Raw genomic sequence first — 26,817 nt, 5'->3', positions numbered from 1 at the left:
ATCCTCGCCCCTTCCGGGCTACGATGCGGGGATGACGAGGACCGCCCGGGCGAAGCGACCGCCGCCCGGCGGAAAAGGAAAAGATATGGCGCGGCAAGGCCTGACGCGACGCGATGCGTTTTCCTGGGAGCTGCCCCGGACCGGGACCATGCGCGTCCCGGCCCGGGTCTTCGGTTCGCCGGCGGCCGTCGCGGCCATGGAGGACGGCGTGTTCGCCCAGTTGCGCAACGTCGCCTCCCTGCCGGGCGTCGTCTCGCCCGTGACGGCCATGCCCGACGCCCATGCCGGCTACGGCTTCCCCATCGGCTGCGTGGCCGCTTTCGACCCGGGAGAAGGCGGCGTGGTCAGCGCCGGGGGTGTGGGTTTCGACATCGCCTGCGGCGTGCGCACGCTCGTTTCCGACCTGGACAAGGAAGACGTGGAGCCCCTGCGCGAAGCCCTGGCCGACGCCCTTTTCGCCCTGGTGCCGGCCGGGCTCGGCGCGCCGGGCAATCTGCGCCTTTCCGCCAGGGACATGGACGCCATGCTCGCCGGCGGCGCGGTCTGGGCCGTGGAGGCGGGTTTCGGCGAGAAAGAGGATCTTGCGCGCATCGAGGACGGCGGCCGCCTGGCCGGGGCCGACCCGGACGCGGTCTCGCCCAGGGCCAAGGAGCGCCAGCGCGACGCCCTGGGAACCCTCGGGTCCGGTAACCACTATCTGGAGGTCCAGTACGTGGAGGAGGTGCGCGACGCCCGCGTCGCCACGGCTCTGGGTCTGCGCCCGGGGCAGGTGGGGGTGTCCGTGCACTGCGGCTCCCGGGGCCTGGGCCATCAAACAGCCACGGACCACATGGAGGCCATGCTGCGGGCCGCATCCAAGCACGGCCTGATCCTGCCCGACCGCGAACTGGCCTGCGCCCCGGCCGATTCCGACGAGACCAGGCGCTACCTCGGGGCCATGCGCGCCGCCGCCAACTGCGCCCTGGCCGGCCGTCAGGTCGTCACGCACCTGTGTCGCGAGGCCTTCGCCGGTCTTTTTCCCGGTTCACGCCTGCGCCTGCTCTACGACGTCTCCCACAACCTGTGCCGGGCCGAGCGCCATATGGTCGGCGGTCGGGAAAAGACGCTTTTCGTCCACCGCAAGGGCGCGACCCGGGCCCTGGGTCCAAGCCATCCCGACCTGCCGGCGGCCTTCGCCGGCCTCGGCCAGCCCGTCATCGTCGGCGGCAGCATGGGCACGGCCTCGGCCATCCTGACCGGAACCGACGCCGCCGAGGCGCTGGCCTTTTCCTCGGCCTGCCACGGGGCCGGCCGGGCCATGAGCCGCAAGCAGGCCCTCAAACGCTTCAAGGGGCGCGACGTGCTGGATTCCCTGGCCGCCCGGGGCATTTCCGTGCGCGCCCACGACCTGCGCGGCCTGGGGGAGGAAGCTCCCGGAGCCTACAAGGACATCGAGGACGTGACGGCCGCCGTCCACGCCTCGGGACTGGCCATGCCAGCCGCCCGGCTGCGCCCCCTGGCCTGCATCAAAGGATGACAGCCATGCTCAAGCGCCTGATACGGGACACCGAGGCCATGGCCGCGCTGACCGGCGACGCCCTGCTGCTTCTGGACAACGACGGCATCATCATCCACGCCACGGGCGAGGCCGGGAGCATGCTCGCCACGACGCCGAACCAGCTGCGCGGCACGGTCTTCGGCATCCCCCTGGCCGGCGAGGGGCCAACCGAGGTGCGCCTGGCCGCCAGCGGCCGCCGGGCCGTCCTGCGCTTCGAACGCCTCAGCGACCAGGGACTGCCCCTGACCAGGGTGCTCCTTCGCGACGTCAGCGCCCATCGCCGGGCGGCGGACGAGCTGGCCACGGCCAAGAAGGCGGCCCTGGCCGGCGAACGGGCCAAGAGCCACTTCCTGGCCAACATCACCCACGAGATACGCACGCCCATGATCGGCATCCTGGGCATGACCGAGCTGACCCTGGCCACGGAGTTGACGGACAAGCAGCGGGAATACCTGGAGATGGCCAGGCACTCGGCCAAGTCCCTGCTCACGGTGCTCAACGACATCGTGGATTACGCCCGCATCGAGGTGGGGGCGCTGGAGCTGGCCCGCACCCCCTTCGACCTGCACGAGACCGTGGAGGAAGCGGTCAGCGTGTTCCGGCCCCTGGCCGCGAAAAAGGGCCTGGCGCTGGAAAGCCGGCTCCTTGGCGACGTGCCGGCCATCCTGGTCGGCGACGCCAGCCGGCTGCGCCAGATCCTGATCAATCTGGTCGGCAACGCGGTCAAGTTCACCGATTCCGGCAGTGTGATCCTGGCCGTGTCCTTCGCCGACGACGGGCGCGACCCGGATGCCGTCCGCCTGCGCTTCGCCGTGCGGGACACAGGCATCGGCATTCCCCGCGACAAGATACAGGCCATCTTCGACAGCTTCACCCAGGCCGACGTTTCCCCGGCCCGGCGCTACCAGGGAGCTGGGTTGGGGCTCGCCATCGTGCGCCACCTTGTTGCCATGCAGGGCGGCGACTACGGCGTGGAAAGCGAGGAAGGCCAGGGGAGCGTGTTCACCTTCACCCTCGAATTCGCCCTGCCCGCCGGTCATGCCGAGGACGGCCCGGCCCCGCTCGTGCCCGGGGAGGCGGCGCATGCACGTCCCCTGACCGTGCTCCTGGCCGAGGACAACCCCATCAACCAGCTCTACGCCAAGGAACTTCTGGAAACCGACGGCCACCGCGTGGTCACGGCCCACACCGGACGCCGCGCCCTGGAGATCCTGCGACGTCGGCATTTCGACGTCATCCTCATGGACATCCAGATGCCCGAAATGGACGGCCTGGAGGCCACACGGGCCATCAGAGCCGACGAGACCGGCGACTTCGATCCCGACATCCCCATCGTGGCCCTGACCGCCCATGCCTTAAAGGGCGACCGGGAGACGTTTTTGCGCGCCGGCATGAACGAATACCTGAGCAAGCCCGTAAGCCCCGAGGCCCTGGCCGCGGCCCTGGCCCGGGCCACGGGCGCCACCGTCGCGGCCACCCCGGCCGCGCCCTGGACAGACGAGTCGGACGCGCCCGCGCCCGACGTCCTGAACTGGTCGGAACTGCTCACCAAGGCGCGCGGCAACACGGGCTTTCTCATGAAGCTGTTCGCGGCCTTCGTGGCCGACAGCCCGGCAACCTGGAAGTCATCCGCGAGGCCCGGGCCCGGGGCGATCACGGCCAGTTGGCCTTCCTGGCCCACACCCTCAAGGGGGCCGCCGCCACCATGTGCGCCCCGCGCCTGCGCCAGGCCAGCCACGACCTGGAACGCGCCGCCAAGGACCGCGACCCCGCCCTGTCGGCGGCGACCTTCGAAACCATGGAGTCGGCCATGCGGGAAGTGATGCAGGCCATGCGGGAGAAGCTCGACGAAGAGGCGGCCGGAAGCCAGGCGAAATGAGGCGGCGCGGCCAGCCTCCCGCCCGCGCCGCCGGCCGTGCGGAATTTCAGGAAAGCATGTCGGCCATGGCGTAGAGCTTGCCGGCCGGCTGCTTCCTGAGCCAGGCCGCGGCGCGCAGCGCCCCCTGGGCGAAGGTCTCGCGGTTGCCCACCCGGTGGGTCACCTCGATGCGCTCGCCCGGGCCGAAGAAATACACCGTGTGGTCGCCCACCACGTCGCCGCCGCGAAGCGCCGCCACGCCGATCTCCTCGCCAGTGCGCGGGCCGATGATGCCGTCGCGCGTATGGCGCTTGACCGTGTCGTAGTCCGCGCCCCGGGCCTCGGCCAGGCACTGGCCGAGCTTGATGGCCGTGCCGCTCGGCGCATCGGCCTTCTTGTTGTGGTGGATCTCCATGATCTCCAGGTTGTAGGCCGGGCCGAGCCGCCGGACGAGGTCGGGCAGCACCGTGAGCAGGACGTTTAAGCCCACGCTCATGTTGGGCGCGAAAAAGACCGGGGTCTTTTTCGCCGCCTCGGCCAGGGCGGCGGTCTGGTCCGGGGTCAGCCCCGTGGTGCCGACGACGATGGGATTGCCGGCGGCGGCCGCCGCGGCCGCCGAGGCCACGGAGTTCGCCGGGGCCGTGAAATCGATGACCACCGCGCCGGGGCATTTGGCCAGCACCGTGGGCAGGTCGTCGCCCACCACGCATTCGAGGCCGGAAAGCCCGGCTGTGCAGCCGCTGCGCTCCAACGCTCCGGCCAGCCGGTAGTGGTCCGGATCGGCCTTGGCCAGCCGGGCCAGGGTCGCGCCCATGCGCCCCAAGGCGCCCATGATCACCACATCGCACACGCTCATGTCCGCGCTCCCTTTGCCGTAAAATGTTGTCTTCCCAACGACCTAGCAGATGCGGGGCAACTGCTCGCCCTCAAGCATGCCGAGCAGCCGCTTGCCGCCCAGGGGCGTGACCAGGGCGACCTTGCCCTGGTGCTGCGCCACCACGCGCCCGATCACCGCCGCGCCAGCGCCCAGGGGATCGGCCCGCAGGACCGCCAGGGCCGCCTGGGCCTTGGCTTCGGGCAGGATGCAGATGCACTTGCCCTCGTTGGCCAGGTACAGCGGGTCGAGCCCGAGCACGGCGCAGCCGCCGGCCACGGCGGGGTCCACCGGAATGGCCTGCTCGGTCAGTTCGATGCCCACCCCGGACTGGCCGGCGATCTCGTTGAGGGTGGTGGCCAGCCCTCCCCGGGTGGGGTCGCGCAGCACGTGCACGTCCCCCACGGCGGCCAGCAGCTTTTCCACCAGCCCGCCCAGGGCGGCGCTGTCGCTTCTGACCGGCGAGTCGAAGGACAGGCCCTGGCGCGTGGACAGGATGGCCAGGCCGTGGTCGCCCATGGTGCCGCTGACGAGGACGGCGTCGCCTACCTCGGCCCGGTGGCCGCTCGGCGCGGGATCGACCAGCACCTGGCCCACGCCCGTGGTGTTGATGAAGATCTTGTCCGCAGCGCCGCGGGGCACCACCTTGGTGTCGCCGGCCACCACGCGCACGCCGGCCCGGCGCGCCGCCTCGCCCATGGAGGCGACCACGCGCTCGAGGTCGTCCATGGGCAGCCCCTCCTCCAGGATGAAGCCGCAGGTCAGAAAAAGCGGCCGCGCGCCCATCATGGCCACGTCGTTGACCGTGCCGTGCACGGCCAGGGAGCCGATGTCGCCCCCCGGAAAGAAGATGGGGTCCACCACGAAGCTGTCCGTGCTGACGGCCACCGCTCCACGAAGGGAGACCACGGCCGCGTCGTCCATGCGGGCCAGGATGTCGTTGCCGAGGTGGCGGAAGAAGAGGTCGTTGACGAAGCGGTGGGAGGCCCGGCCCCCGCTGCCGTAATCGAGGAGTACCTTGTCCATGCTGCGAATCCTTCAGGCGGACGAATGCGGACGCCGCCGACCCCGCCGGCGAGGCGGCCGTGGGCCGGCGCGCGGGCCCAGGCCCGCTCCCCTGCCGGAAGGCTCTTATAGGCGCAATCGCGCGTTCCATCCAGAGGTTTGGGCCGACGATGCCCTTCGAAAAAGACGCCGGGCCGACGCGACGCCGCCGGTCGCGCGGCTCGCCCGGCCGCCGTCGCTGCGGGCCGGCCGCGCGACCGGCGGGCCGCTCATTTTCGGAAAACGTCGGCTAGTTGGAACAGAACCGCACCACTTCGTGGGCGATGTGCGAAAGGGGCATGATCTTGTCCACGCCGCCGAGCTTGATGGCTTCCTGGGGCATGCCGAAGACCACGCAGGAGGCCTCGTCCTGCGCGATGGTGTAGGCCCCGGTCTCGTGCATCTCCTGCATGCCGGCCGCGCCGTCGTCGCCCATGCCGGTCATGATGACGCCCACGGCGTTTTTCCCGGCGTAGCGGGCGGCGGACCGGAAGAGCACGTCCACGCTCGGCCGGTGGCGGCGCACCAGGGGGCCGTCCTTGACCTCCACGAAATAGCGCGCGCCGCTGCGCTTGAGCAGCATGTGGCGGTTGCCCGGGGCGATGAGCGCCTGGCCGCGCAGGATCGTGTCGTTGTCCCTGGCCTCCTTGACGGTGATGCGGCAGATGCCGTCCAGGCGCTTGGCGAAGGCGGCGGTGAACTGCTCGGGCATGTGCTGCACGATGACGATGCCCGGGCAGTCCTGGGGCATGGCTTCGAGGAATTCGCGCAACGCCTCGGTGCCGCCCGTGGACGCGCCCACGGCCACGACCCGCTCGGTGGTCTGGAACATGGCCTTGCCCGTGGGGCCGGGCAGCACGGCGTCGGCCGAGAGTTTGGGCGTGACCTTCATGGGCGCGACGGGCATGAGCTTTTTCATCTTGGCCCGGGCCGCCGCCTTGACCGCGTCCACCACCCGGATGCGCGACTCCTCCAGGAATTGCCGCGTGCCGAGCTTGGGCTTGAGGATGATGTCCATGGCCCCGTATTCCATGGCCCTCAGCGTGGTCTCCGAGCCGGATTCGGTCAGGGTCGAGCAGATGACCACCGGAATGGGGTGCTGGGACATGATCTTGCGCAGAAAGGTCAGGCCGTCCATGCGCGGCATCTCGATGTCCAGGGTGATGACGTCCGGGGCCTGCGTTTCCATGCGCTTGACCGCGGCGTAGGGATCGCCGGCCGAGCCGATGACCTCGATCTCGGGGTCCGAGGACAGGATGTCGGTCAGGGTCTGCCGGACCAAGGCGGAATCGTCCACCACCAGAACCTTGATGCGATTGCTCACGGGCTACCTCTGCGCGGAGATTGGAACGGCGGGTTAGATTTTCCTATAAACCGTGGGAGCGTGCTGGCGCAAGGGCAAGTCCATGCCGGTGAGGCTTTCGGAGTGGCCGATGAACAGGTGGCCCCCGGAGCGCAGCTGGAAGCAGAACTTCTGGAGAAGCTGCTCCTGGGTGGCCCGGTCGAAATAGATCATGACGTTGCGGCAGAAGATGGTGTCCATAGGCTCCGGAAAGCTGAAGGACTCCATGAAGTTGAGGCGGCGGAAGTCGATGGCCCCGCGCAGTTCGGGCACAAGCCGCACGAGCTTTCGCGACTTGTCCTTGCTGCGCAGGAAATACCGCCGCTTGAGCTCCATGGACATCTTGGCCAGTCGTTCCTCGGGATAGACGCCGTTTTTGGCCAGGGACAGCACACGGGTGGAGATGTCCGTGGCCATGATGGAAAACCGGAAGCCCGAGACGCGCGAGGCGAATTCCGAGAGCACGATGGACAGGGTATAGGGCTCCTCCCCGGTGGAGCAGCCGGCGCTCCACAGGCGAAAGGGCCGGGCCGGACCGTTGGCGGAGCGCCAGGCCGGCAGCACGTCCTGGGTCAGAACCTCGAAGTGGCGCGGCTCCCGGAAGAATTCCGTGGTGTTGGTGGTGATGACGTCGATGAGGTGGACGAGTTCCTCGTCCAGGCCCTGGGGGCTGAAGAGGTACTCGTAGTACTGGCGGTAGCCCGCCATGCCGAGGGTGCGCAGGCGCTTTTGCAGCCTGGCCTCCACCATGACCTTCTTGGACAGGGGCAGCTTGATGCCGACCTCGGCATGGATGAACTCGCTTAACCGCTTGAATTCCTTTTCCGACATGGTGGCCAGGCCGCTGGCCCGCGCCGGAGCGCCCGCACCCGCCATGGGCATCAGGCCTCCGCGTTCTCGGGCGCGGCCTCGCCCAGGGTCTGGGCCAGGCCGGCCAATTCCAGGGAGGTGAAGACCTTGTTGATGTCCAGGATGATGATGAACTGGTCTCCGGACTTGCCCATGCCCCGGATGAAATCGGACTTGATGGGCGTGCCCATCCGCGGCGTGGGCTCGATCTGGGAGCTTTCCATCTCGTAGACCTCCTGGACCGAATCGGCCAGGGCTCCGAGGACCGTGGCCTCGCCTTCCAGGTTGACCTCCACGATGATGATGCAGGTGTTGACCGTGCGTTCGGTGGCGCCCATGCCGAACTTGAGCTTGAGGTCCACCACGGGCACGGCCCGGCCGCGCAGGTTGATCACGCCCCGGATGTAGTCCGGCGTGCGGGGCACGCGCGTGATGTTGACCAGTTCGAGGACCTCGCGCACCGAGCCGATGTCCAGGGCGAAGAGTTCCCGTTCCAGGGTGAAGGTCAGGTACTGGTTGTCGTTGCTGTTTGCGGCCTCGGCCATGGCTGTCGTCCTCCCGATCCCCGGCGGTTGGCGCGGGATGCGGCGCGATTGGCGGTTTTCACTTGGCAAAAAGGGCCGGATGCGATCCGTCCGGGTCGGCCGCCCGGCGCACCAGCGCCGCCACGTCCAGGATCAGGGCCATGCGGCCGTCTCCCCGGATGGTGGCGCCGGAAAATTCCTCGATGTCGCGGTACAGCGGGCCCAGGCTCTTGATGACGGTCTGGTGCTCGCCCACCACCCTGTCCACGGCCAGGCCGACCCTGGCTCCGTCCACGGTGACCACCACGATGGGCTCGATGACCGGGCGATCCCCGTCTATGGCGAAGGCCTCACGCAGGCGCAGGCAGGGCACGACCTGGCCGCGCATGTTGAGCATCCCGGGCTCCGTCCCGTCGCCGCCGCGGGCCCTCTCCACGCACTCCTCCACGAGTCCCAGCGGAACGACGTAATACTCCGCGCCCACCTGGATCTGCAAGCCGTCGATGATGGCCAGGGTCAGGGGCAGGCGCACGGTGATGGTCGCGCCGCGTCCGGGCTGCGAATCGATCTCCACCGAGCCGCGCAGGGCGTCGATGGCCCGCTTGACCACGTCCATGCCCACGCCGCGCCCGGAAATGCTGGTGACGGCTTTGGCCGTGGAAAAGCCGGGCAGGAAGATGAGGTTGTAGAGCTCCTTGGCCGTCATCTCCGCCCCGGCGGGGATCAGCCCGCGCTCCTCGGCCCGCTTGCGGATGGCCTGGGCGCTCAGGCCCGCGCCGTCGTCGGCCACGGTGATGACCACCTCGCCGCCGGAATGGGCGGCGCTTAAGCGAATGACGCCCGCGGGCGGCTTTCCCGCCGCCTTGCGGACGTCGGGAAACTCGATGCCGTGGTCGATGCTGTTGCGCAGCAGGTGGACCAGCGGATCGCCCAGCCGCTCGATGACGGTCTTGTCGAGTTCCGTCTCCTCGCCCTGGGTGACCAGATCGATCTCCTTGCCGAGTTCGGCGGTCAGGTCGCGCACCAGGCGGCGGAATCGGGCGAAGGTTGCCCCGATGGGCAGCATGCGGATGGACAGCGTCGAATCGCGCAGGCTCTCGGCCAGGCGTTCCAGGTGCTCGGCCAGGCCGCGCAGGGCCGGATCGCCCCGATCCTCCACGGCCTGGCGGATCTGGGCCTGGACGATGACCAGTTCGCCCACCAGATCGACCAGATCGTCGAGCTTGTCGGCCGCCACGCGGATGCTCGAGGCCTTGTCGCTGCGATCGCAGGTCCTCTGGGACAGCTCCTGCACGGCCTGCTGCTCGGACAGGGCCGAGGCCACCGTGCCGGGGCTGACCAGGCCCGTGTCGGACAGGATATCGCCGAGACGCCGCTGGGCGGCCAGGGCGGCCTCCAGATCCTCCTCCCTGATGTCGCCGCGCGAGACCAGTATTTCGCCCAGGCGGCGGTGGACGGCCTCGCCGTCTCCGGCGCAGCCGTCGTCGAGCACGTCGAGGCGCAGCTCGCAGTCGTCCTCGACGAAGACGAACACGTCCGCAACGGCCGCGGCCTCGGCTTCGGTGCGCAGCACGCAGTCCCACCAGACGAGGCAGGATTCGGGATCGAGGTCCTCGAGGGCGGGGACGTCCTCGGTGTGGACGTAGCAGCGGCAGTCGCCGAGCGCCGCCAAGTCCTCCAGGAGAAGCAGGGGATTGTTGCCGCTGGCCAGCATGTCGCCGTGGGGCCGGAAGCGCAGCCGGCAGATGCGGGATACGCCGGGCCGCGACTTCTCGGACGCAGACGTCTCGGCCGGCCGTGCCGGGGAAGGTTCGACCGCCCCGGCCACGGCCCGGAAGCCGGCCAGGAGCTCGGCCCCCGTGGCGGCCAGTTCCGCCTCCTGTTCCTCCCGGGGATCGAGCAGGGCGCGGATGTGGTCGCAGGCCCGAAGCGACAGGTCGAGCAGCCGGCGGTCCACGCCGAGCAGCCCGTTGCGCACCCGGTCGAAAACCGATTCCACGTCGTGGGTGAAGGCCGCGATGTCGTCGAAGCCGAACATCGCGCCCGAGCCCTTGACGGTGTGCAGGCCGCGAAAGATCTTGTGCAGGAGGTCGACGTCGCCGGGGCTGTGCTCCAGTTCCAGGAGCGAGGCCTCGAGTTCGGCCAGCAGGTCCCTGGCCTCCTCGACGTAGGCGGCGCGGTGGGCGTCTTCCTGGTTCTTCATCGGCGTGACGGCCTCCCTGCCGGTTCACGGCCGGACGCGTCAGAACAGTTCGACATTGTCACCGAACTCTCCGGAGTCCTCGGACGCCGGCCCTGCCGCCGGCGCCGCCGCTCCCGACCCTGCCTGGCCGAAGGCGGCCTCGTGCACGGCCCGTTCGGCTTCCATGGTATAGCGGTCGTAGAGCTGGCGCAGCCGGGCGCTGCGGCCGCTGCCTCCTTCCGGGGCGACCTTCCTGGCCAGGGACACCTGATCGGCCAGGGCGCGCCGGATGGCCCCCAGGCGCGCGCCGATGTCCCGGTCGAAGTCGATGCCCGCGCCCACCTTGGCGGCCCGCTCGCCCACGGAGGCGCTGGAACGCTGCAGGGATTCGAAAAGATCGAGGCAACGCCCGGAAGAGGCGCTGGCGTCGGAGAGCACGGCGTCGAGCTCGCCGATGACGCGCCAGGATTCGGTCTGGTCGTTGCAGCGTCCGGCGTTGTCCTGCAGCGTGCGCGACGCCTTGGAAATCTCCCGCAGGATGCCGGCCACGGCGTCGGTCTGGCGGATGGCGTCCACGGAGAGGCGCTGGATGGCCAGGGCCAGCACGCCGAGCGCCGCGCCGGCCGCGCCGGTGTGGGCGGCCTTGATGCTGGCGTTGATGGCGATCAGTTCGATCTCGGCCCCGACCTCCTCGATGGCCTCGATGGAACCGCCCATGTCCGTGATGGTGCCGGCCACGGAATCCATGATGCCGCCGAGGGCCTCGCCCTGGGCGGCGAAGCCGCCGAGCTCCTCCTTGACCATGGCGATGCCGGATTCGACCCGGGCCAGGGAGTTGTCCTTGCCCTGGCCGCCGATGGCCGAGGTGATGGCCTCGCCGATGTTCCGGATGCGGGCGGCGAGCGAATCCAGGGCGCCGCGCAGTCGGTCGGCGGCCTGGGCGAAATGCTCGTCGGCGCTTTTGAGCTGCGAATCCTGCAGGGTCAGCACGTCGGCCACGAAGGCGGCCAGGTCCACGGCGTCCTCTTCGCCCGCCCGGCCGCCGTCCTCGTCGAGGACGTGGGCCACCTCGGCCAGGGCGTGCTCGGCGTGCTCGATCTGCTGGCGCACGATGTCGTGGGATTGCAGGGAACGCACGGCCTGGCCGATTTCGGCGCGGATGCTTTCGGCGTTTCGCGCCAGCTCGACCGACAGCTCGGCCGAGCTGGCGGACATGGCGGCCAGTCCGGCGATGTTGGCCGACAGCTCCCTGGAAACCAGCTCGAAGCACTGCTCCTGAGCGTGGATGATGCCGAGCGTCCGCTCCCGCGCCGAGGCGACGTGGCCGCGCAGGGCCTCGACCTTGGCCGCGATGCCGGCGCAGTGGTCCACGATGAGGTGGGCGAGCTTTTCCACGTCGTCGGCCAGGGTGGAGAAGCCGCGCCCGTCCCCGCCCAGGCGGGCGCTTTCGATGCGGGTGGCGATGCCGAGCATGGAGAGGTGTTTGACGATGCGCGAAAAGGCCGAGAGGATGCCGGCGAGTTCCTCGACGATGCCGGCCACGGCCTCGATGTCGCGCAGGCTCGCCCGCCCGGCCTCCACGGTCGCGCCGCCGGTCAGTCCGGCCAGCTGTCCGGAAAACCGTTCCAGGGCGACGTGCAGGTTCTGGCCCGTGGCGCAGGACGTCAGTTCGTCGGCCTGGCGTGAGATGTCGCCGCACGAGGACTCCAGCTCCATCAGGCTTTCCCCGAGGGCCAGAAAATCTTTTTCGCGCCCGTGCACGACGGAAGTCAGCCCCTGCCCCATGCCGCCAAGAGCTCTTCTGCACTCGCGCAGCGCCGCGTTCGCCTCGCGCGCCCGGTGGGTGGTGTCGGCCATTGTCCCGTCCCCGCCGCGATACGCGCGGCGCGTGCTCGAAGCGCGGGCACGACAGCGCTTCGCCCCATTCGCCCCGGACAAGTCGGGGCCATGGATTGCCTACACTTTTTTTCGCAAAAGACAAAGGCCTTTGTCGTCCGGCCTGGACGGGGCCAAACGGGCGCGCGCCGGCCGGGACGGACGCGTCAGCGCCGCCGCAGGCGCTTGACCACCCATACCGCCGCGACCACGGCCACGGCCAGGCCCAGGACGAGCATCTCCGCGTTGTGAACGTTGTCGATGACCCGGGTCAGAACGTTTTCGAGCAGGCTGCCGAAGGCGTAGCCGATGAGCGCGAAGGCCACGGCCCAGACCAGTGCGCCCACGGCGTTCAAGACGAAGAACTTGCGCACGGTGATGTCGGCCGTGCCCAGGACGAAGGGCGTGAGGTTGCGCAAGCCGTAGAAGAACCGGAAGGACAGGATGAGTACCTCGTGGTACTTGGCCAGCATGCGGTGGACCCGCTCGGCCCTTTCCCGCCATTTCTCGCTGCGCGCCACGAGCCTGCGCCCGTAGTGGCGGCCGACGAAGAAGGCCGTCTGGTCGCCGGCCAGGCTGCCGGCGAAGGCGGACAGGATCACCCAGCGCAGGTCCAGGCCGAACTGGGGCGAATGGGCGGCGAACCCCGCCAGAAGCAGGATGGTCTCCCCTTCCAGGAACGTGCCTATGAAAAGCGCCAGATAGCCGTACTGCTCGATGACGTGCTTGAGGAATTCAATGGACATCGCCCGCTCCGTTTGGCCGACTGCCTCGCGATCCTTGCTCGTTTGAAAGCCGAGGCAACGTATTCGCTTGCGCGGCTTCTGTCCACAGCCGACAGACACGACGAGAGCGTCCGGCTTGTCCTGGCCGGCGTTTCCGGCTAGTTTGCCGCCTCGGACGCACGCCCGCGTCCCCCATCCCGAAGCCTCAGCCAGGAAGCGCCACGGAACACGGTTCATGGAGATCATCGTCAGCATCTCCGACATGAAGGTCACGAGCAGGGCCAAGGACGTGCTTGTCACCCACGCCCTGGGCTCCTGCCTGGGGCTGGCCGCCTACGACCCCGAGGCGGGCGTGGCCGGGCTCATCCATTGCCTGCTGCCGGTGGCCCGCGACGGCAAGGGGCCGGTCAAAAACCCCTTCATGTACGTCAACCTCGGCGTGCCGCAGATGATGCGCGCCCTGTTCAATCGCGGGGCCACGCGGGAAAGCCTCGTGCTCAAGGCCGCCGGCTGCGGCCGTATGATGCACATCTCCAACCAGTTCGACACCGGCGCCAACAATTTCGCGGCCCTCAAAAAGCTCTTGCAAGTCAACGACATGCGCCTCGCCGCCGAAGACGTCGGCGGCACCATCCCGCGCACCATGCGCCTTTACGCGGAAACGGGCCGGGTCGTGATTTCGTCATGCGGGAGGTCCTGGGATTTATGAGCCGACGCGAGGAAATCATCCAGAAGGCCCTGGCCATCCCCCAGATGCCCATGCCCGTGCAGAAGGTGCTGGCCTACATCGGCAATCCCGAAGCCGACCTGCGCCAGCTCGCCCGCATCATCGAGTACGACCCGGGACTCACGGTCAACGTGCTGCGCATGGCCAACTCGTCGTTCTTCGGCGGCGGCGGCAAGGTGACCTCCGTGCGCGAGGCGCTCATGCGCCTGGGGCTCAACCGGGTCTACCAGCTGGTCATCGCCTCGGGCGTGGCCCCCATGACCCGCTACGAGATCAAGGGCTACGGCCTGCGTCCGGGGGAACTTCTCGAACACTCCGTGGCCGTGGCCACGGCCTCGGAAACCCTGGCCCGGGAACTCGGCCTCGTCGCGCCGCCCCACACCTTCACGGCCGGGCTGCTCGTCAACATCGGCAAGACCGCCCTGGGTTCCTTCCTGGAGGTTGACGCCGGCCCCATCCTGACCCTGGCCCACGAACGGCAGATCCCCTTCGAGAAGGCCGAGCAGGAGATCCTCGGCATCGACCACGCCGAACTGGGGGCCATCCTCCTCGAACGCTGGTCCATCCCCACCCCCATCGTCAACGTGGTCCGCTACCGGCTGCGGCCCGACGACTGCCCGGAGCCCGACCTGGCCCTGGATCTCGTGCACGTGGGCGACGTCATCGCCAAGATGACCGGCATCGGCATGGGCATCGACGGCATGCAGTACACGCCCTCGGCGGCGGTGTTCGCCCGCCTCGACGTCACCCCCGAACAGATGGAGGCCGTCATGGAGACGATCCTCGAACAGATCGCCGAGGTTCGCGAAATCCTCATGGAAAGCACGTTTTGACGCGCGCCTCCCATCCCCTGCGCGCCCGGGACCTGGGCTACGCCCAGCGGGTCTGCGTGGCCAAGGCCGGCAAGCTCATGATGGAAACCGGCCAGCTCGCCCCCCGGGCCCGGGTGGGCCTGGCCGTGTCCGGCGGCGTGGACAGCCTGGTCATGCTGGCCGTGATGCACGTGCGCCGGCGCATCGTCCCCTTTCCGGTGGAGCTCATGCTGCTGCACCTCAACCCCGGCTTCGACACGACCAACCACGCCCCCCTGGCGGGACTCTGCGCCGACCTCGGCATCGCCGCCCACATCGAGGTCACGGATTTCGGCCCAAGGGCCTTCTCCGACGAAAACAAGAAGAAATCAGCCTGCTTCTACTGCGCCTGGCTGCGGCGCAAACGGCTTTTCGACCTGTGCGCCGCCTACGGGCTCAGCCACCTGGCCTTCGGCCACAACGCCGACGACCTGGCCGCCACCTTCTTTCTCAACATGTTCCAGAACGGCCGCGTGGACGGGCTGTCCTGCCGGGAATCCTTCTTCGGCGGCCGCCTGACGGTCATCCGCCCGCTTTTGCTCGTGGACAAGAAGACCATCGTGCGGGCGGCCAAGGCCTGGGAGCTGCCCGTGTTCGCCAATCCCTGCCCCATGGCCGGGAAATCCATGCGCCACGAGGCCGAGACCTGGATCCGGGACATCTGCGCCGGCGGGAAAAAGCGCGCCGTCAACCTCCATAACGCCCTGGGGCGCTGGCAGGGCGCGCGCGACGCGCAGTCCGACGGGGCGGCGGCAAGGGACCGGGATGTTTAAGAACTACCAGATCGTCATCTTCCGGGACCAGCACGGCTCCTGCCGCAAGCTGCGCTTTCGGGGCTGGCTTTTCGCCCTGATCCTGGCGGTCCTGGCGGCCCTGGTGGCCGTGGACGCCTATCTGGTGCGATTTTATTACAATTATAAACGCATGGAGCGCGAGGCCGCCTCCTTCGAACAGCAGGCCAAGGACCAGAACGCGCAGATCCTCGGCCTTGGCGACAAGATCAAGGCCCTGGAGTCGGACCTGTCGCGGCTGCGCGTCTTCGATGCCAAGCTGCGCCAGATGGTGGGCCTGGAACAGGCCCCCCGGGAGGTCTCCCCGTCCGGCGGCGACGAGCAGGACTTCGAGAAGAAGTACCTGCCGCTCTACCGCCAGGAAATGCTCACCCGCAAGCTCCATCAGTTCCTGGACGCCCTGGGCGAGGGCGCGGCCCGGGAGCGCCTGCGCCAGGGCGAACTCCTGGACGCCCTGGCCGCGGACAAGGCCCGCCTGGCGGCCATGCCCGCCTCCTGGCCCGTGGAAGGCTGGATCGCCTCCCCCTTCGGAGAGCGGGTGTCGCCGTTCACCGGGAAAAAGGAGTTCCACAAGGGCATGGACATCGCCGCGCCCCTGGGCACCCCGGTGGTCGCCCCGGGAGCCGGCGTGGTCACCTACGCCGGCGAATCGGACGGCGGGGGATCCGGCTTGGTCCTCGACCACCAGGGGGGGCTGGTCACCACCTACGGCCACATGCGCGACGTGGTCGTGACCAAGGGGCAGGCCGTGTCCAGGGGACAACTGCTCGGCCATGTGGGCGACGTCGGCCAGGGCTCGGGGCCGCACCTGCGCTACGAGACGCGCCTGGGCGGGGTGCCCGTCAACCCCATGCGCTACATCCTGGAATAGCCTCCCGGCCCGTGGCCCGGGTTTTGCTTGCGCTGCCGCATGAACCTGTTCCAGTTCGATCCGAACGTGGTTTTCGGCTTCTTCCTGACGCTCATGCGGATGAGCGTGCTGCTGTTCATGCTGCCGTTTTTCGGGGCGACCCTGGTTCCCAATTCCGTCAAGGGCGCGCTGTGCATCGTGATGGCCCTGGCCGTGTACCCCATGCTGTCCTTTCCCGGCACGCTCATGCCGGCCAACCCCTGGATGATCGCCCTCATGTTCCTTGGCGAGGTGATCATGGGGCTTCTGCTCAACATCCTGGTATCGTTTCTTTTCGCCGCCGTGCAAAGCGCCGGCGCGGTCATGGGCTTCTCCATGGGGTTCACGCTCATGAACAGCATCGACCCCATGACGGGTGCCTCGGAATCGGGCCTGGGCCACCTGATGAACCAGGTGACCACCATGCTGTTCCTGAGCCTCAACGGCCACCTGATCCTCATCGGCGCCCTGGCCCAGAGCTTCGAGCTGGTGCCTCCCGGCGGCCTGCTCGTCAATGCCGCCCTGGGCGAGCACCTCATATCCTTCTCCAGTCAGATTCTCGTCATGGCCGTCAAGATCGCCGCTCCGATCATGGCCTCGATCTTCCTGGTGGACCTCGCGTTGGCCCTGGTGGCCCGGGCCGCGCCGCAAATGAACGTGCTCTTCATCGGCTTCCCGCTCAAGATCGGCGTGGGCTTCCTCTTCATGACCCTGGTCTTCGCCGCCCTGGTCATCTACGTGGGCCAGTTCATCGACGAACTCGTCCCCATGTACAGGCTCGTGCTCAAGGCCTCGGGATAACGCGGGGAAAGGACGCCGGTCATGGCGAGAGATCCGAGCAAGACAGAAAAAGCCACCACCAAACGACGCGGCAAGGCGCGCGAGAAGGGGTCCGTCCCCCGCAGCCAGGAGCTGCCCAAGCTCACCGTGCTCATGGCCGGGCTCATCGCCATCCGCTTCGTCATCGTCGGGCTCGGCGACGACCTCAAGGCCGTCTTCGTCCAGTTCCTCGGCCAGAACCTGCGCTTCGAGGCCACCACCGACGGGGTCACCGCCCTCCTGTGGATGCTCTCCCAGAAGCTGGCCCTGATGCTCTTGCCGATCCTTCTGGTCATGGCCGTGGTGGCCTACGTCACCCAGCGGCTGCAGGTGGGCGAAGTCTGGTACTCCAAGCTCTTCAACCCGGACTTCAGCAACCTGTTCAACCCCATGGGGGCCGTGCAGAAGCTGCTCATCAACCCCAGGACCCTGGTCCAGCTCGGCAAGCAGGTGGCCATGGCCGCCGCCATCGCCATCGCGCCCTACATCATCCTCAAACGCAAATTCAACGAATTCCTGCCCCTTTTCTACCAGACGACGGAAGCCCTGATCGTCTTCATCCTGCAAAACGGCTTCACGCTGGTGCTCTACACCATGGGCCCCATGCTCGTCATCGCCATCCTCGACGTCTGGTACACGCGCTGGGACTACGAAGAAAACCTCAAGATGACCAAGGACGAGATCAAGGACGAAACCAAGCAGGCCCTGGGCGACCCGGTCATCAAGCGGAAGCAGAAGCAGAAGATGATGGAGGTCATGCAGCGGCGCATGTTCCAGGAGGTTCCCAAGGCCGACGTGGTCATCACCAACCCGACCCACCTGGCCTGCGCCCTGCGCTACGATCCCAAGGAGACGCCCGCCCCCATGCTTCTGGCCAAGGGCGCGGACCATGTGGCCGAGAAGATCAAGGAAATCGCCCGGGAGCATCGCATTCCCATCCGCGAGAACAAGCCCCTGGCACAGGCCTTGTATAAGAGCGTCGAGATCGGCCAGGTCATCCCCGAGGATCTCTACCAGGCGGTGGCCTCGATCCTGGCCCAACTCGACAAGTTCAAGCGTCCCGGCGGTCCCCGCTGATCGGGAGGCAAACGGGAAGGGGCGTCAAAATCATGGCGAAGCAAGCGAACCCGGTCAAATTCAATTACGAGCAGTTCACTCGCCAGGGCGACATCATGCTCGCCGCCGGCGTGGTGGTCATCCTGTTCGTGATGCTCGTGCCCATCCCCCCGGCCTTCATCGACCTGATGCTCACCTTCTCCATCTCCATCAGCCTCGTGGTGCTCATCACCAGCATGTTCATGGGCTCGCCCCTGGAATTCTCCATCTACCCGTCGTTGCTGCTCGTCACCACCATGCTGCGCCTGTCCATGAACGTGGCCTCCACCCGCCTCATCCTGCTGCACGGCGACGAGGGCCCCTCGGCCGCCGGCCACGTGATCCAGGCCTTCGGCCAGTTCGTCGTCGGCGGCAACTACGTGGTCGGCTGCGTCATCTTCCTGGTGCTCTTCGCCATCAACAAGAAGGTCATCGTGGCCGGCACCACCCGCATCGCCGAGGTGGCCGCCCGCTTCACCCTGGACGCCATGCCGGGCAAGCAGATGGCCATCGAAGCCGACCTCAACGCCGGCCTCATCAACGAAAAGCAGGCCACCGACCGCCGCGAGGCCATCCGCAAGGAGGCCGACTTCTACGGCGCCATGGACGGCGCGGGCAAGTTCGTCTCCGGAGACGTCACCGCCACCATCATCATCACCGCCATCAACATCTTCGGCGGCTTCCTGATCGGCGTCATGCAAAAGGGCATGGACTGGAAGGACGCCGCCCAGACCTACACCCTGCTGACCATCGGCGACGGCCTGGTCTCCATCATCCCCTCCATCATCATCTCCACGTCCGCCGGCCTCATCGTCTCCCGAGCCGCGGCCGAGGCCAAGATGGGCGAGGAATTCCTGGCCCAGCTGACCTTCCACCCCAGGGCTCTGCGCCTGGTGTCGGGCATGCTGCTGCTCTTCGGCCTGGTGCCGGGGCTGCCGACCCTGCCCTTCCTGGTCATGTCCGCCCTGCTCTTCTTCGTCAGCCGCCTGTCGGCCAGGCAGCAGGAAATGCTCCAGGCCGAGGCCGACACCAAGGACAAGAAGCCCGCGCCGGAACTCGAAACCCCGGAGGAGGTCCAGACGCTCCTGCCGCTGGACGCCCTGGAGCTCGAGGTCGGCTACGGCCTGATCCCGCTCGTGGACGAGGAGCAAAACGGCAACCTGCTCTCGCGCATCCGCTCCATCCGCCGCCAGTTCGCCCTGGACATGGGCGTGGTCATTCCCTCGCTGCACCTGCGCGACAACCTCCAGTTGCGCCCCGGCCAGTACGTGGTGCTGATAAAAGGCAACGAGGTGGCCACGGCCGAGATCCTCATCGACCACTACCTGGCCATGGACCCCGGCGACGCCAAGCACCGCATCAAGGGCGTGGAAACCCGCGAGCCCGCCTTCAACCTGCCCGCCCTGTGGGTGCCGGAGCTCCAGAAGGACGAGGCCATGCTGGCCGGCTACACCGTCGTCGATCCGGCCACGGTCATCGCCACCCACCTGACCGAGGTCTTCAAGCGCCACCTGCACGAGTTCCTGGGCCGCCAGGAAGTGCAGGTCCTGCTCGACAACCTGGCCAAGCGCGCGCCCAAGGCCGTGGAGGACCTGGTGCCCGGCGCCATGACGCTTGGCGGCGTGCAGAAGGTGCTGCAAAACCTGGTCAAGGAAGGCGTGTCCATCCGCGACCTGCTCACCGTGGCCGAGACCATGGCCGACTACGGCTCCTCGGTGAAGGACCCGGACCAGCTCACGGAATACGTGCGCTCCCGCATGGGCCGCACCATCGTCAAACCCTACCTGACCAGCGACGGGGCCCTGCCCATCCTCAACCTCACGCCCAAGGTCGAGGGAGCCATCCAGGAAAGCGTGCGCCAGACCGACCACGGGGCCTACCTGGCCATGGAGCCCGGCCTGGCCCAGCGCATCATCCAGGCCATCCAGCGGGCCATGGACAAGGCGCTCGTCAGCGACGGCCAGCCCGTGCTCCTGACCACTCCCCTGGTGCGTCCCCATCTGGCCCAGCTTCTGGCCCGGTTCATCCCCAATCTGCCGGTCATCTCCCAGGCCGAGATCCCGGCCGAGATCAAACTGCAATCCGTCGCCAACATAGGACTGTCCAATGCGGGTTAAGACCTTTCGCGGCGAGTCCATGGCGGCCTGCCTGGGGCAGATCCGCCAGGAGCTCGGAAAAGAGGCCGTGATCCTCGGCAGCCAGAGCGTGCGCGAGGACGGGCGCAGCCTGTGCGAGGTCATGGCCGCCCTGGAGCAGCCCGATTCCCCCCTGCGGCCCGCGCCGCCAAAGACCGCGTCCCCGGGCGGCGGCAACGGCAACGTCCCGGCCGGCGGCCAGGCCAAGGGAAACGGCCAGCCCGCGACAGGCGACTGGAACCGGGAATGGGGCGAGATCAAGGGACACCTGCTGGCGCTTCTGCGCCCGCGCATGGATTTTTCCGCCCTGTCCCCGCGCCAGCGCCTGGCGCTCGAATACCTGGAGCGCGAGGGCGTGGACGAGGCCTCGGTGCTGGCCGTCTTCCGCTCCATCATGGACCGGGGCGAGGACACGGTCATCCCGGCCCTGTCGCGCCTGGTTCGCGTCAAACCCCTGACGGAAGCCGAATGGCCCGGCGCGGCCCACATGTTCGTGGGCCCAAGCGGCGTCGGCAAGACCTCGGTCCTGCTGCGCCTGGCCCTGGCCGCCCGGGCGGCCGACCCCGGCCGGCGCGTCGTGGTGGTCAACGCCGACAGCGGCCGGGGCAAGGGGAGGCTGCTGCTGCGCCACTACGCCGAGCTTTCCGGCCTGACCTACGCCGAGGCCGACGGGCCCGAGGATTTCCGCCGGATTCTTGACGAGGCCGACGCCGGCGCGGCGGTCTTCATCGACACGCCGAGCCTTCGCGGCGAAGGGGCCATGGACGGCTGGTGCGCCTCCATGGGCCTGACCGGCCGGGAACGGCTGCGCGCCCATCTGGTGCTCTCGCCCCTTTTCGCCGCCAACCAGTTGGAGCACTCCCTGCGGGTGTACCGCTGCCCGCCCCTTTCCAGTCTCGTCTGGACGAAGCTCGACGAAGCCTGTAATTACGGAAGCCTTGTCAACATGGCGCACGCCTCGTCCCTGCCCGTTTCGGCCCTGGGCCACGGGCCGGAGCTGACCCAGGGCATGACGCCGGCTTCGGGCAAGGCTGTTTGGAAACTGCTCTTCAAACACCAGTTGCCCGGCGAATGACGCGATCCCACGCCGGAGCCTAAGGACGACGCATGCCAAGCCGTTTCGCCGCAACACCCGCAACCGCCCGCCCAGCGACGGAAATCCCTCAGGTGCTGTCCGTCACCTCGGGCAAGGGAGGCGTGGGCAAGACCAACCTGTCGGTCAACCTGGCCTATTGCCTGTCCCGCCTGGGGCGCAAGGTCGTGCTGCTCGACGCCGACCTGGGCCTGGCCAACGTCGACATCCTGCTCGGGCTTACCCCCAAGATGAACCTGTTCCACCTGTTCCACGAGGGCGTGGACCTCAAGCAGGTGCTCATGGAAACGCCTTTCGGCTTTTCCATCCTGCCGGCCTCCTCGGGCGTGAGCGACATGCTGGCCCTTTCCACCGGCCAGAAGCTCGACCTGCTCGAGGCCATGGACTACCTGGAGGGCCGCATCAACTATTTGATTGTGGACACCGGGGCCGGAATCAATGACAATGTGATTTACTTCAACTTGGCGGCCCGGGAACGGCTGCTGGTCCTGACGACCGAGCCCACCTCCCTGACCGACGCGTATGCGCTCATCAAGGTCATGCACTTGCAGCACGACGTGCACCGCTTCCGGGTGGTGGTCAACATGGCCCCGAGCGTCAAAGCCGCCAAGGCGGTCTACGAGAAGCTGTCCACGGCCTGCGACCATTTCCTGTCGGGCATCTCCCTGGACTTCACCGGGGTCGTGCCCGCCGATCCGGCCGTGAAAAACGCGGTCATCCGCCAAAAACCCTTCTGCTTCCTGAGCCCGGACGCTCCGGCCAGCAGGAAGCTCATGGAACTGGCCCAAACGATCGATTCCTGGGACGTGGACGCCAAGCTCGATGGAAACATCAAATTTTTCTGGAAAAAGCTCCTCTTCCAGGAACAGCCCCTGGCTTAGGCTCGAATCCGGCGACGCCCGTTGGGAGGAGTTCGACGCGCGCGATCGACAGGAGATCGTGCGCCATTACTCGCCCAAGATCAAAATCGTGGCCTCCCGCCTCAAGGCCAAGCTGCCCCAGTCCGTGGAACTCGGCGAACTGCTGAGCGCCGGGGCCATGGGCCTGCTCGAGGCCCTGGGCCGGTTCCGGCCGGAACTGGGCATCAAGTTCGAGACCTACGCCGAATCGCGCATCAAGGGGGCCATGCTCGACGACCTGCGGCGCATGGACTGGTTCTCCCGCGGCCAGCGCCACCGGGTGCGCACCCTGGAGGAGGCCTCGCGGCGCATCGAGGGCGACTCGGGCAAGCCGGCCACCGTGGAGCAGCTGGCCGAAGCCACGGGGCTCACCGAACGCGAGGTGTCCCAGGGGCTCGAGGCGCTCCAGAACCAGCTGTGCCTGAGCCTCGACGCCATCACCGAGAACATTTCCTCCTACCAGAAGAACCAGCTGGAAAACGAGCCCTACAAATCGGCCGAATTCAAGGAGCTGGTCGACAAGCTGGCCTCTCTCATCGATGATTTGACTCCCCGGGAAAAGCTGGTATTGTCGCTCTATTACGGTGAGGAATTGAACATGCGGGAAACTTCCGAGGTCATGGGAATCACCGAGGGGCGCGTGTCGCAGCTGCATTCCCAGGCGTTGGCCCGGCTGCGGCAGAAGTTCAAAGCCCAGTTCAACATCGAGCAGCACTGATTTGGCGGCGGGCCTTCCCCAGGGAGCGGGCCGCCCGGCCGGACAGGCTGATGACCACTCTGGAACAACAGGAGAAGAGCCATGGCCGCCAATAAGGAAATGCGCATCCTGGTCGTCGACGACTTTTCCACCATGCGCAGGATCATAAAGAACATCCTCAGGCAACTGGGCTTCAACAACATCATCGAGGCCGACGACGGCAGCACCGCCTGGGAGACCCTCAACAAGGACAAGATCGACTTCATCATCTCCGACTGGAACATGCCGAACATGCCGGGCATCGAACTGCTGCGCAAGGTGCGCTCCAGCGAGGAGTTCGCCAACCTGCCCTTCCTCATGGTCACGGCCGAAGCCCAACAGGAGAACATCATCGAAGCCGTCCAGGCCAAGGTGTCCAACTACATCGTCAAGCCCTTCACGGCCGAGACTCTCGGCCAGAAGATCGACAAGATTTTCGACAAATAGCGGCGCCGCCGCCTGTCGGAGCCCGGACACGGTCCGGGAGCACGGGGCGGGCCGCGGCGGCGGCCGGCCCCGTTTCCTTTCCCCGAGGACCCGGACGGCCGGACGACGCGCCGCCGGCTCATTTCACGGAAGCGTGACGCAGCGTCGCCTTCCCGCGGCGCGACCGGGACGTCGCCGTGTCCGTCGACCGTTACGAGGCAGCCATGGTCGCCGACGACAATCTCGATTTCCAGGTCAAGGCCAAGCTTGACGACAGCGAGTTGTCCGACGACCTGCCGAAGGCCCTGCAGAAGGTCGACCTCGACCTCGACGACGCCCCCTTCCTCGAGGACGAGGTCGAGGAGGAGGCCCCGCCCCAGGCCGAGGCAGCCGCCAGCCCCTTCGCCGAGCCCGCGCAAGAGGCGGCCAAACCCTCCCGCAAGAAGCTCTTCATCCTCATCGGCGCGGCGGCCCTTCTCCTTGTCGCCGGCGTGGCCGCCTATTTCCTGTTCCTGAAAAAACCCGCCCCGCCTCCGGAGCCCGTCGAGGAGGCCGCGCCACCGCCCGTCGAGGAGGCCGCGCCGACGCCCATCGCGCCGACGCCGCCACCGCCCGAACCGCCCGCGCCCAAGCGCGAGATCGTCATCCCCATGGACCCGTTCCTGGTGGAGCTCACCGATCCCAAGGGCCGCACCCGCTTCCTGACCATCCGGTTCACGGCCGTCACCCAGGAGCCCCCGGTGGAGCTGGAACTCAAGCGCAACCTCATTGTCGTGCGCGACGCCGTGTATTATTATCTGAAGAATAAGAATATGGAGTTTCTGACCGATAAGAACAACACCGAGGCGATAAAAAAGGACGTCCTGTCGGTCATCAACCAGTTCGTCGGGGCCCAACCGCTGGATAACCTGCTTATCGAGGATTTCCTGGTGAAGTAGATGTCCATCGATTTGACCACCATCTTCCAGACCATGCCCTACGCCCAGAACGTGGCCCATGCCGAGCTCGTGCAACCCGAGGCCGCCCTGGCCGCCTCCCAGGAAATGGCCCGCCAGGCCCTGGCCGACCAGGCCAAGCAGCCCCAGCGCATCGAGCAGCAGGACGCCATGGATTCCGTGGGCGACCAGAAGGAGCGCCAGTCCCCGGGCCAGTTCCAGCAGCGTCGCCGCCGCCGGGCCGCCCCCGAGCCCGAGGAGACCCAGGCCAGCAACCCCTCGCCCTTCGCCGGCCACATCATCGACCGCAAGATCTGATTCCGCGTCCGCCCCCGGCCGTCCCATGGCCTCACCAGGCTTCTCCCTTTTCCGCGCCGTCGTCAGGGCCAAGCCCCTTGCCTTGGAGCGCTCTCGCGGCGTATGCATCGGCCACCAACCATGAACGGCTATTCCCTTCTCGTCATCTTCCTCACCGTGTGCGAGCTGGTGCTCTTGCTGCTCGTGGTGCTCTTCTTCTCGCGCCTGCGCCGCTCCGAGGATTTGCTCGCGAAGCTCCAGAAAAACCAGGACGCACTGCTGAGAAAGCTCGATTTCAACGCCAAGCTCGAGCAGGAGCTGGTGGGCAGCTTCACCCGCCGCCAGGCCGAGCTGGCCGAACTCGACCAGAAGCTCGAACAGCGCCGGGCCGAGTTGGAGAAGCTGGTCAAGAAGGCCAAGGAATACAGCCGGTCCCCGGAATTCCTGCGCCAGATCATCGTCAACGGCTCCCGGCGCGGCCAGAGTCCTCAGGCCCTGGCCAAGGCCACGGGCCTGTCCCTGGACGAGGTGGAGCTCATCCTCGCCCAGAACCCCGGACTCCCCGGGGCCTAAGCCCAACCCTTTTCCCGGGACCTTCCCGGCGCGCGGCGGACGGGCGGCATGCGGATTTCCGGTCAGGGAGGCGGCGGCGGGCAGACGCCCGGCGGCAAGGACCGCTCCGATCCCGAGGCCTTCCGACGCGGCCGCCGGGTCGGCCAGACCGTGCGCGGCCGGCTGCTCGGGCCCGGGCCGGGCGGACTGTACTGGGTGGTCGTGGCCGGGCACAAGCTGCTGGCCCTGCTGGAGCACGAGCCCGTGCCCGGCCGGGAGCTCGTCTTTCGCATCGAGCGCCTGGAGCCGGAACTGGTGCTGCGAGACGTCACGCCCCCGCCTTCGGCCGCCGCCGACCCGTCCCTGCTCCTGGCCGGCCTGACCGAGGCCCGCTCCCGCTTCGAACGCCGCCTGGCCCGGGTTTCCCTGCCCGCGCCGCCGCCCCTGGACCTTTCGGCCGCGCGCCGGCGCTTCGCCGCCTTCCTGGCCGCCGATCCCGCCGCCCGGGCCGATTTCGCGGCCGTGGCCGAGCTTTTCGCCGCCGCCCGGGCCTTTCTGCCGGCCGACGCCGGCCGGCCCCGCTACGTGCCCTGGGCCTTTCCGGGGCTGGCCCAGTCCGAACTGCTGGAGGCGCGCCTTTCCGCGGCCGAGGGCGGGCCCGGCTGGTCGCTTCGCGTCAGCGGCCGACTGGAGGAGGCGGGCGTCGTGGCCGCCGTGATCTCCTGGCGGCCCGGCCGCATCCTCTACCGCCTCATGTGCGAGCGCGAAAAGGAAGCCGGGGCGATCCTGCGCGCCCTGGCGAGCGTGCGCTTCGGCCGGTCCGAACTCGCCCCGGCCTGCCAGAACGCAGGCCCGCTGCCCCCCGCCCTGGCCTCGGGCTTTCTGGCCGGGCGACTCGCCGCCACGGCCCGGCCCTTTACGGGGCTGCGGCTTCGGGTATAAAGCCGGGGACCGGCCTCGTCGCCGCCAGAGACCGTCCGCTTGGAGCATTCCCGATGGCATACAAGGACTTGCAGGAATTTCTGAAACTTCTGGAGAAAAAAGGGGAGCTCAAGCGCATCGGCGCGCCCCTTTCCCCCTACCTGGAGATCGCCGAGGTCACGGACCGGGTGTCCAAAGCCACGGGGCCGGCGCTTCTGTTCGAGAAACCCCAGGGCGCGCGCTTTCCGGTGCTCACCAACATGTTCGGCTCGTACCCGCGCATGCACCTGGCGCTCGAGTGCGAAGACCTCGACGCCCTGGGCCGGCGCATCGACGCCGTGCTCGAGATGGAAAAACCCGACACCCTCATCGACAAGCTCAAGCTCCTGCCCAAGCTGGCCAAGATGGCCGGCATCTTCCCCAAGACCGTGGGGAGCGGCCGCTGCCAGGACGTGGTCCTGACCGGCGACGACGTGGACCTGTCCATCCTGCCGGTGCTGACCACCTGGCCGGGCGACGCCGGGCCGTTCATCACCTTTCCCGTGGTCGTGACCAGGGACCCGGTCACGGGCAAGCGCAACGTGGGCATGTACCGCATGCAGGTCTACGACAGAAACACCACCGGCATGCACTGGCACCGCCACAAGGGCGGGGCGCACCATTACAAGCTCTCCCAAAAAGCCGGCGAGCGCCTGCCCGTGGCCGTGGCCCTGGGCCCGGACCCGGCCTGCACCTACGCCGCCACCGCCCCCCTGCCCGACGACATCGACGAATTCCTCTTCGCCGGCTTCCTGCGCCAGGCTCCGGTGGAGCTCGTGCAGTGCAAGACCGTGGACCTGCA

The 26,817-nt window shown here is 67.9% G+C and carries 26 protein-coding genes and 1 pseudogene; 19 read left to right on the top strand and 8 right to left on the bottom strand.

Annotated features, from left to right (window positions below; all coding sequences use genetic code 11):
* Window positions 1–85: 85 nt before the first annotated feature.
* The 3 genes and pseudogenes from Q1K70_RS09970 to Q1K70_RS09960 all read left to right on the top strand — a co-directional run bounded on the left by Q1K70_RS09970 (window position 86) and on the right by Q1K70_RS09960 (window position 3,416).
* Entirely contained in the window at window positions 86–1,516 is a 1,431-nt protein-coding gene (locus Q1K70_RS09970) for an RtcB family protein (protein ID WP_300158541.1), read from the top strand.
* A pseudogene (locus Q1K70_RS09965) lies at window positions 1,513–2,922 on the top strand (ATP-binding protein); the annotation flags it as partial. The gene Q1K70_RS09970 and the pseudogene Q1K70_RS09965, both read left to right, overlap by 4 nt.
* Before the next feature lie 278 nt (window positions 2,923–3,200).
* Entirely contained in the window at window positions 3,201–3,416 is a 216-nt protein-coding gene (locus Q1K70_RS09960) for an Hpt domain-containing protein (protein ID WP_300158538.1), read from the top strand.
* Window positions 3,417–3,462: 46 nt separating this feature from the next.
* Here Q1K70_RS09960 and dapB read toward each other — a convergent pair whose 3' ends face one another.
* The 8 genes from dapB to Q1K70_RS09920 form a co-directional block, all read right to left on the bottom strand.
* Entirely contained in the window at window positions 3,463–4,251 is a 789-nt protein-coding gene (dapB, locus tag Q1K70_RS09955) for a 4-hydroxy-tetrahydrodipicolinate reductase (protein ID WP_300158534.1), read from the bottom strand.
* 42 nt (window positions 4,252–4,293) lie between these two features.
* A complete protein-coding gene (gene hypE, locus Q1K70_RS09950) occupies window positions 4,294–5,295 on the bottom strand; it encodes a hydrogenase expression/formation protein HypE (RefSeq protein WP_300158531.1) in 1,002 nt (333 codons plus the stop codon).
* Window positions 5,296–5,563: 268 nt separating this feature from the next.
* Complete coding sequence (locus Q1K70_RS09945; protein ID WP_300158528.1) at window positions 5,564–6,637, bottom strand: chemotaxis response regulator protein-glutamate methylesterase; 1,074 nt, start codon at window positions 6,635–6,637, stop codon at window positions 5,564–5,566.
* A gap of 33 nt (window positions 6,638–6,670) precedes the next feature.
* On the bottom strand, window positions 6,671–7,531 hold the full coding sequence (locus Q1K70_RS09940) for a protein-glutamate O-methyltransferase (protein WP_300158633.1): 861 nt from the start codon (window positions 7,529–7,531) through the stop codon (window positions 6,671–6,673).
* Between the two features lie 5 nt (window positions 7,532–7,536).
* Window positions 7,537–8,049 carry a chemotaxis protein CheW gene (locus Q1K70_RS09935; protein ID WP_300158525.1) on the bottom strand — a complete coding sequence of 171 codons (513 nt, stop codon included), beginning with the start codon at window positions 8,047–8,049 and terminating at the stop codon, window positions 7,537–7,539.
* A 58-nt stretch (window positions 8,050–8,107) separates the two neighbouring features.
* Window positions 8,108–10,231 carry a chemotaxis protein CheA gene (locus Q1K70_RS09930; RefSeq protein WP_300158522.1) on the bottom strand — a complete coding sequence of 708 codons (2,124 nt, stop codon included), beginning with the start codon at window positions 10,229–10,231 and terminating at the stop codon, window positions 8,108–8,110.
* Between the two features lie 39 nt (window positions 10,232–10,270).
* Window positions 10,271–12,067: a methyl-accepting chemotaxis protein gene (locus Q1K70_RS09925; RefSeq protein WP_300158519.1), complete on the bottom strand. Its 1,797-nt coding sequence runs from the start codon at window positions 12,065–12,067 to the stop codon at window positions 10,271–10,273.
* A 185-nt stretch (window positions 12,068–12,252) separates the two neighbouring features.
* A complete protein-coding gene (locus Q1K70_RS09920) occupies window positions 12,253–12,831 on the bottom strand; it encodes a DedA family protein (protein ID WP_300158516.1) in 579 nt (192 codons plus the stop codon).
* A 214-nt stretch (window positions 12,832–13,045) separates the two neighbouring features.
* Here Q1K70_RS09920 and Q1K70_RS09915 point away from each other — a divergent pair, with 214 nt between their 5' ends.
* The 16 genes from Q1K70_RS09915 to Q1K70_RS09840 all read left to right on the top strand — a co-directional run.
* Entirely contained in the window at window positions 13,046–13,519 is a 474-nt protein-coding gene (locus Q1K70_RS09915; RefSeq protein WP_300158513.1) for a chemotaxis protein CheD, read from the top strand.
* Window positions 13,516–14,370: an HDOD domain-containing protein gene (locus Q1K70_RS09910; RefSeq protein ID WP_300158510.1), complete on the top strand. Its 855-nt coding sequence runs from the start codon at window positions 13,516–13,518 to the stop codon at window positions 14,368–14,370. The genes Q1K70_RS09915 and Q1K70_RS09910 overlap by 4 nt, the downstream gene beginning before the upstream one ends.
* The gene (locus Q1K70_RS09905; RefSeq protein WP_300158507.1) at window positions 14,367–15,161 is read left to right on the top strand and encodes a tRNA 2-thiocytidine biosynthesis TtcA family protein; all 795 of its coding nucleotides are present in this window, start codon (window positions 14,367–14,369) and stop codon (window positions 15,159–15,161) included. Before Q1K70_RS09910 ends, Q1K70_RS09905 begins: the two co-directional genes overlap by 4 nt.
* Window positions 15,154–16,050, top strand: coding sequence for a M23 family metallopeptidase (locus tag Q1K70_RS09900; RefSeq protein WP_300158504.1), 897 nt, complete (start codon window positions 15,154–15,156; stop codon window positions 16,048–16,050). Before Q1K70_RS09905 ends, Q1K70_RS09900 begins: the two co-directional genes overlap by 8 nt.
* Before the next feature lie 39 nt (window positions 16,051–16,089).
* The gene (fliR, locus tag Q1K70_RS09895) at window positions 16,090–16,869 is read left to right on the top strand and encodes a flagellar biosynthetic protein FliR (RefSeq protein ID WP_300158630.1); all 780 of its coding nucleotides are present in this window, start codon (window positions 16,090–16,092) and stop codon (window positions 16,867–16,869) included.
* Window positions 16,870–16,890: 21 nt separating this feature from the next.
* Window positions 16,891–17,964, top strand: coding sequence for a flagellar type III secretion system protein FlhB (locus tag Q1K70_RS09890; protein WP_300158501.1), 1,074 nt, complete (start codon window positions 16,891–16,893; stop codon window positions 17,962–17,964).
* Window positions 17,965–17,996: 32 nt separating this feature from the next.
* Window positions 17,997–20,099, top strand: a complete 2,103-nt coding sequence (gene flhA / locus Q1K70_RS09885) for a flagellar biosynthesis protein FlhA (RefSeq protein ID WP_300158498.1) — start codon at window positions 17,997–17,999, stop codon at window positions 20,097–20,099.
* Window positions 20,089–21,192, top strand: a complete 1,104-nt coding sequence (locus tag Q1K70_RS09880) for a flagellar biosynthesis protein FlhF (RefSeq protein WP_300158495.1) — start codon at window positions 20,089–20,091, stop codon at window positions 21,190–21,192. Before flhA ends, Q1K70_RS09880 begins: the two co-directional genes overlap by 11 nt.
* A gap of 32 nt (window positions 21,193–21,224) precedes the next feature.
* Window positions 21,225–22,091 (top strand): MinD/ParA family protein, encoded by an 867-nt coding sequence (locus Q1K70_RS09875; protein WP_300158492.1) that lies wholly within the window; start codon window positions 21,225–21,227, stop codon window positions 22,089–22,091.
* Entirely contained in the window at window positions 22,033–22,827 is a 795-nt protein-coding gene (locus Q1K70_RS09870; protein WP_300158489.1) for a FliA/WhiG family RNA polymerase sigma factor, read from the top strand. The genes Q1K70_RS09875 and Q1K70_RS09870 overlap by 59 nt, the downstream gene beginning before the upstream one ends.
* Before the next feature lie 81 nt (window positions 22,828–22,908).
* Window positions 22,909–23,292: a chemotaxis response regulator CheY gene (locus tag Q1K70_RS09865; RefSeq protein WP_300158486.1), complete on the top strand. Its 384-nt coding sequence runs from the start codon at window positions 22,909–22,911 to the stop codon at window positions 23,290–23,292.
* Between the two features lie 176 nt (window positions 23,293–23,468).
* Window positions 23,469–24,209 (top strand): flagellar basal body-associated FliL family protein, encoded by a 741-nt coding sequence (locus Q1K70_RS09860; protein ID WP_300158483.1) that lies wholly within the window; start codon window positions 23,469–23,471, stop codon window positions 24,207–24,209.
* Window positions 24,210–24,524 carry a hypothetical protein gene (locus Q1K70_RS09855; protein WP_300158480.1) on the top strand — a complete coding sequence of 105 codons (315 nt, stop codon included), beginning with the start codon at window positions 24,210–24,212 and terminating at the stop codon, window positions 24,522–24,524. It abuts the gene before it with no gap.
* Window positions 24,525–24,644: 120 nt separating this feature from the next.
* Entirely contained in the window at window positions 24,645–25,076 is a 432-nt protein-coding gene (locus Q1K70_RS09850) for a hypothetical protein (protein WP_300158477.1), read from the top strand.
* A gap of 48 nt (window positions 25,077–25,124) precedes the next feature.
* On the top strand, window positions 25,125–25,997 hold the full coding sequence (locus Q1K70_RS09845) for a hypothetical protein (protein ID WP_300158474.1): 873 nt from the start codon (window positions 25,125–25,127) through the stop codon (window positions 25,995–25,997).
* A gap of 53 nt (window positions 25,998–26,050) precedes the next feature.
* A partial coding sequence (locus tag Q1K70_RS09840; RefSeq protein ID WP_300158471.1) for a UbiD family decarboxylase occupies window positions 26,051–26,817 on the top strand: 767 nt, incomplete at its 3' end.

Origin of the sequence: Solidesulfovibrio sp., assembly GCF_029978005.1 — a bacterium.
In the GTDB taxonomy this organism is placed as follows: domain Bacteria; phylum Desulfobacterota; class Desulfovibrionia; order Desulfovibrionales; family Desulfovibrionaceae; genus Solidesulfovibrio.
This window is presented reverse-complemented; position numbering and strand designations above follow the sequence as displayed.

Bases quoted from the DNA above. Each gene is read 5' to 3' on its own strand.
- Q1K70_RS09970 (WP_300158541.1), top strand. From the start codon at position 86: ATGGCGCGGCAAGGCCTGACGCGACGCGATGCGTTTTCCTGGGAGCTG.
- dapB (WP_300158534.1), bottom strand. From the start codon at position 4,251: ATGAGCGTGTGCGATGTGGTGATCATGGGCGCCTTGGGGCGCATGGGC.
- hypE (WP_300158531.1), bottom strand. From the start codon at position 5,295: ATGGACAAGGTACTCCTCGATTACGGCAGCGGGGGCCGGGCCTCCCAC.
- Q1K70_RS09940 (WP_300158633.1), bottom strand. From the start codon at position 7,531: ATGGCGGGTGCGGGCGCTCCGGCGCGGGCCAGCGGCCTGGCCACCATG.
- Q1K70_RS09935 (WP_300158525.1), bottom strand. From the start codon at position 8,049: ATGGCCGAGGCCGCAAACAGCAACGACAACCAGTACCTGACCTTCACC.
- Q1K70_RS09930 (WP_300158522.1), bottom strand. From the start codon at position 10,231: ATGAAGAACCAGGAAGACGCCCACCGCGCCGCCTACGTCGAGGAGGCC.
- Q1K70_RS09925 (WP_300158519.1), bottom strand. From the start codon at position 12,067: ATGGCCGACACCACCCACCGGGCGCGCGAGGCGAACGCGGCGCTGCGC.
- Q1K70_RS09920 (WP_300158516.1), bottom strand. From the start codon at position 12,831: ATGTCCATTGAATTCCTCAAGCACGTCATCGAGCAGTACGGCTATCTG.
- Q1K70_RS09915 (WP_300158513.1), top strand. From the start codon at position 13,046: ATGGAGATCATCGTCAGCATCTCCGACATGAAGGTCACGAGCAGGGCC.
- Q1K70_RS09910 (WP_300158510.1), top strand. From the start codon at position 13,516: ATGAGCCGACGCGAGGAAATCATCCAGAAGGCCCTGGCCATCCCCCAG.
- Q1K70_RS09900 (WP_300158504.1), top strand. From the start codon at position 15,154: ATGTTTAAGAACTACCAGATCGTCATCTTCCGGGACCAGCACGGCTCC.
- fliR (WP_300158630.1), top strand. From the start codon at position 16,090: ATGAACCTGTTCCAGTTCGATCCGAACGTGGTTTTCGGCTTCTTCCTG.
- Q1K70_RS09890 (WP_300158501.1), top strand. From the start codon at position 16,891: ATGGCGAGAGATCCGAGCAAGACAGAAAAAGCCACCACCAAACGACGC.
- flhA (WP_300158498.1), top strand. From the start codon at position 17,997: ATGGCGAAGCAAGCGAACCCGGTCAAATTCAATTACGAGCAGTTCACT.
- Q1K70_RS09880 (WP_300158495.1), top strand. From the start codon at position 20,089: ATGCGGGTTAAGACCTTTCGCGGCGAGTCCATGGCGGCCTGCCTGGGG.
- Q1K70_RS09875 (WP_300158492.1), top strand. From the start codon at position 21,225: ATGCCAAGCCGTTTCGCCGCAACACCCGCAACCGCCCGCCCAGCGACG.
- Q1K70_RS09870 (WP_300158489.1), top strand. From the start codon at position 22,033: ATGGAAACATCAAATTTTTCTGGAAAAAGCTCCTCTTCCAGGAACAGC.
- Q1K70_RS09865 (WP_300158486.1), top strand. From the start codon at position 22,909: ATGGCCGCCAATAAGGAAATGCGCATCCTGGTCGTCGACGACTTTTCC.
- Q1K70_RS09855 (WP_300158480.1), top strand. From the start codon at position 24,210: ATGTCCATCGATTTGACCACCATCTTCCAGACCATGCCCTACGCCCAG.
- Q1K70_RS09850 (WP_300158477.1), top strand. From the start codon at position 24,645: ATGAACGGCTATTCCCTTCTCGTCATCTTCCTCACCGTGTGCGAGCTG.
- Q1K70_RS09845 (WP_300158474.1), top strand. From the start codon at position 25,125: ATGCGGATTTCCGGTCAGGGAGGCGGCGGCGGGCAGACGCCCGGCGGC.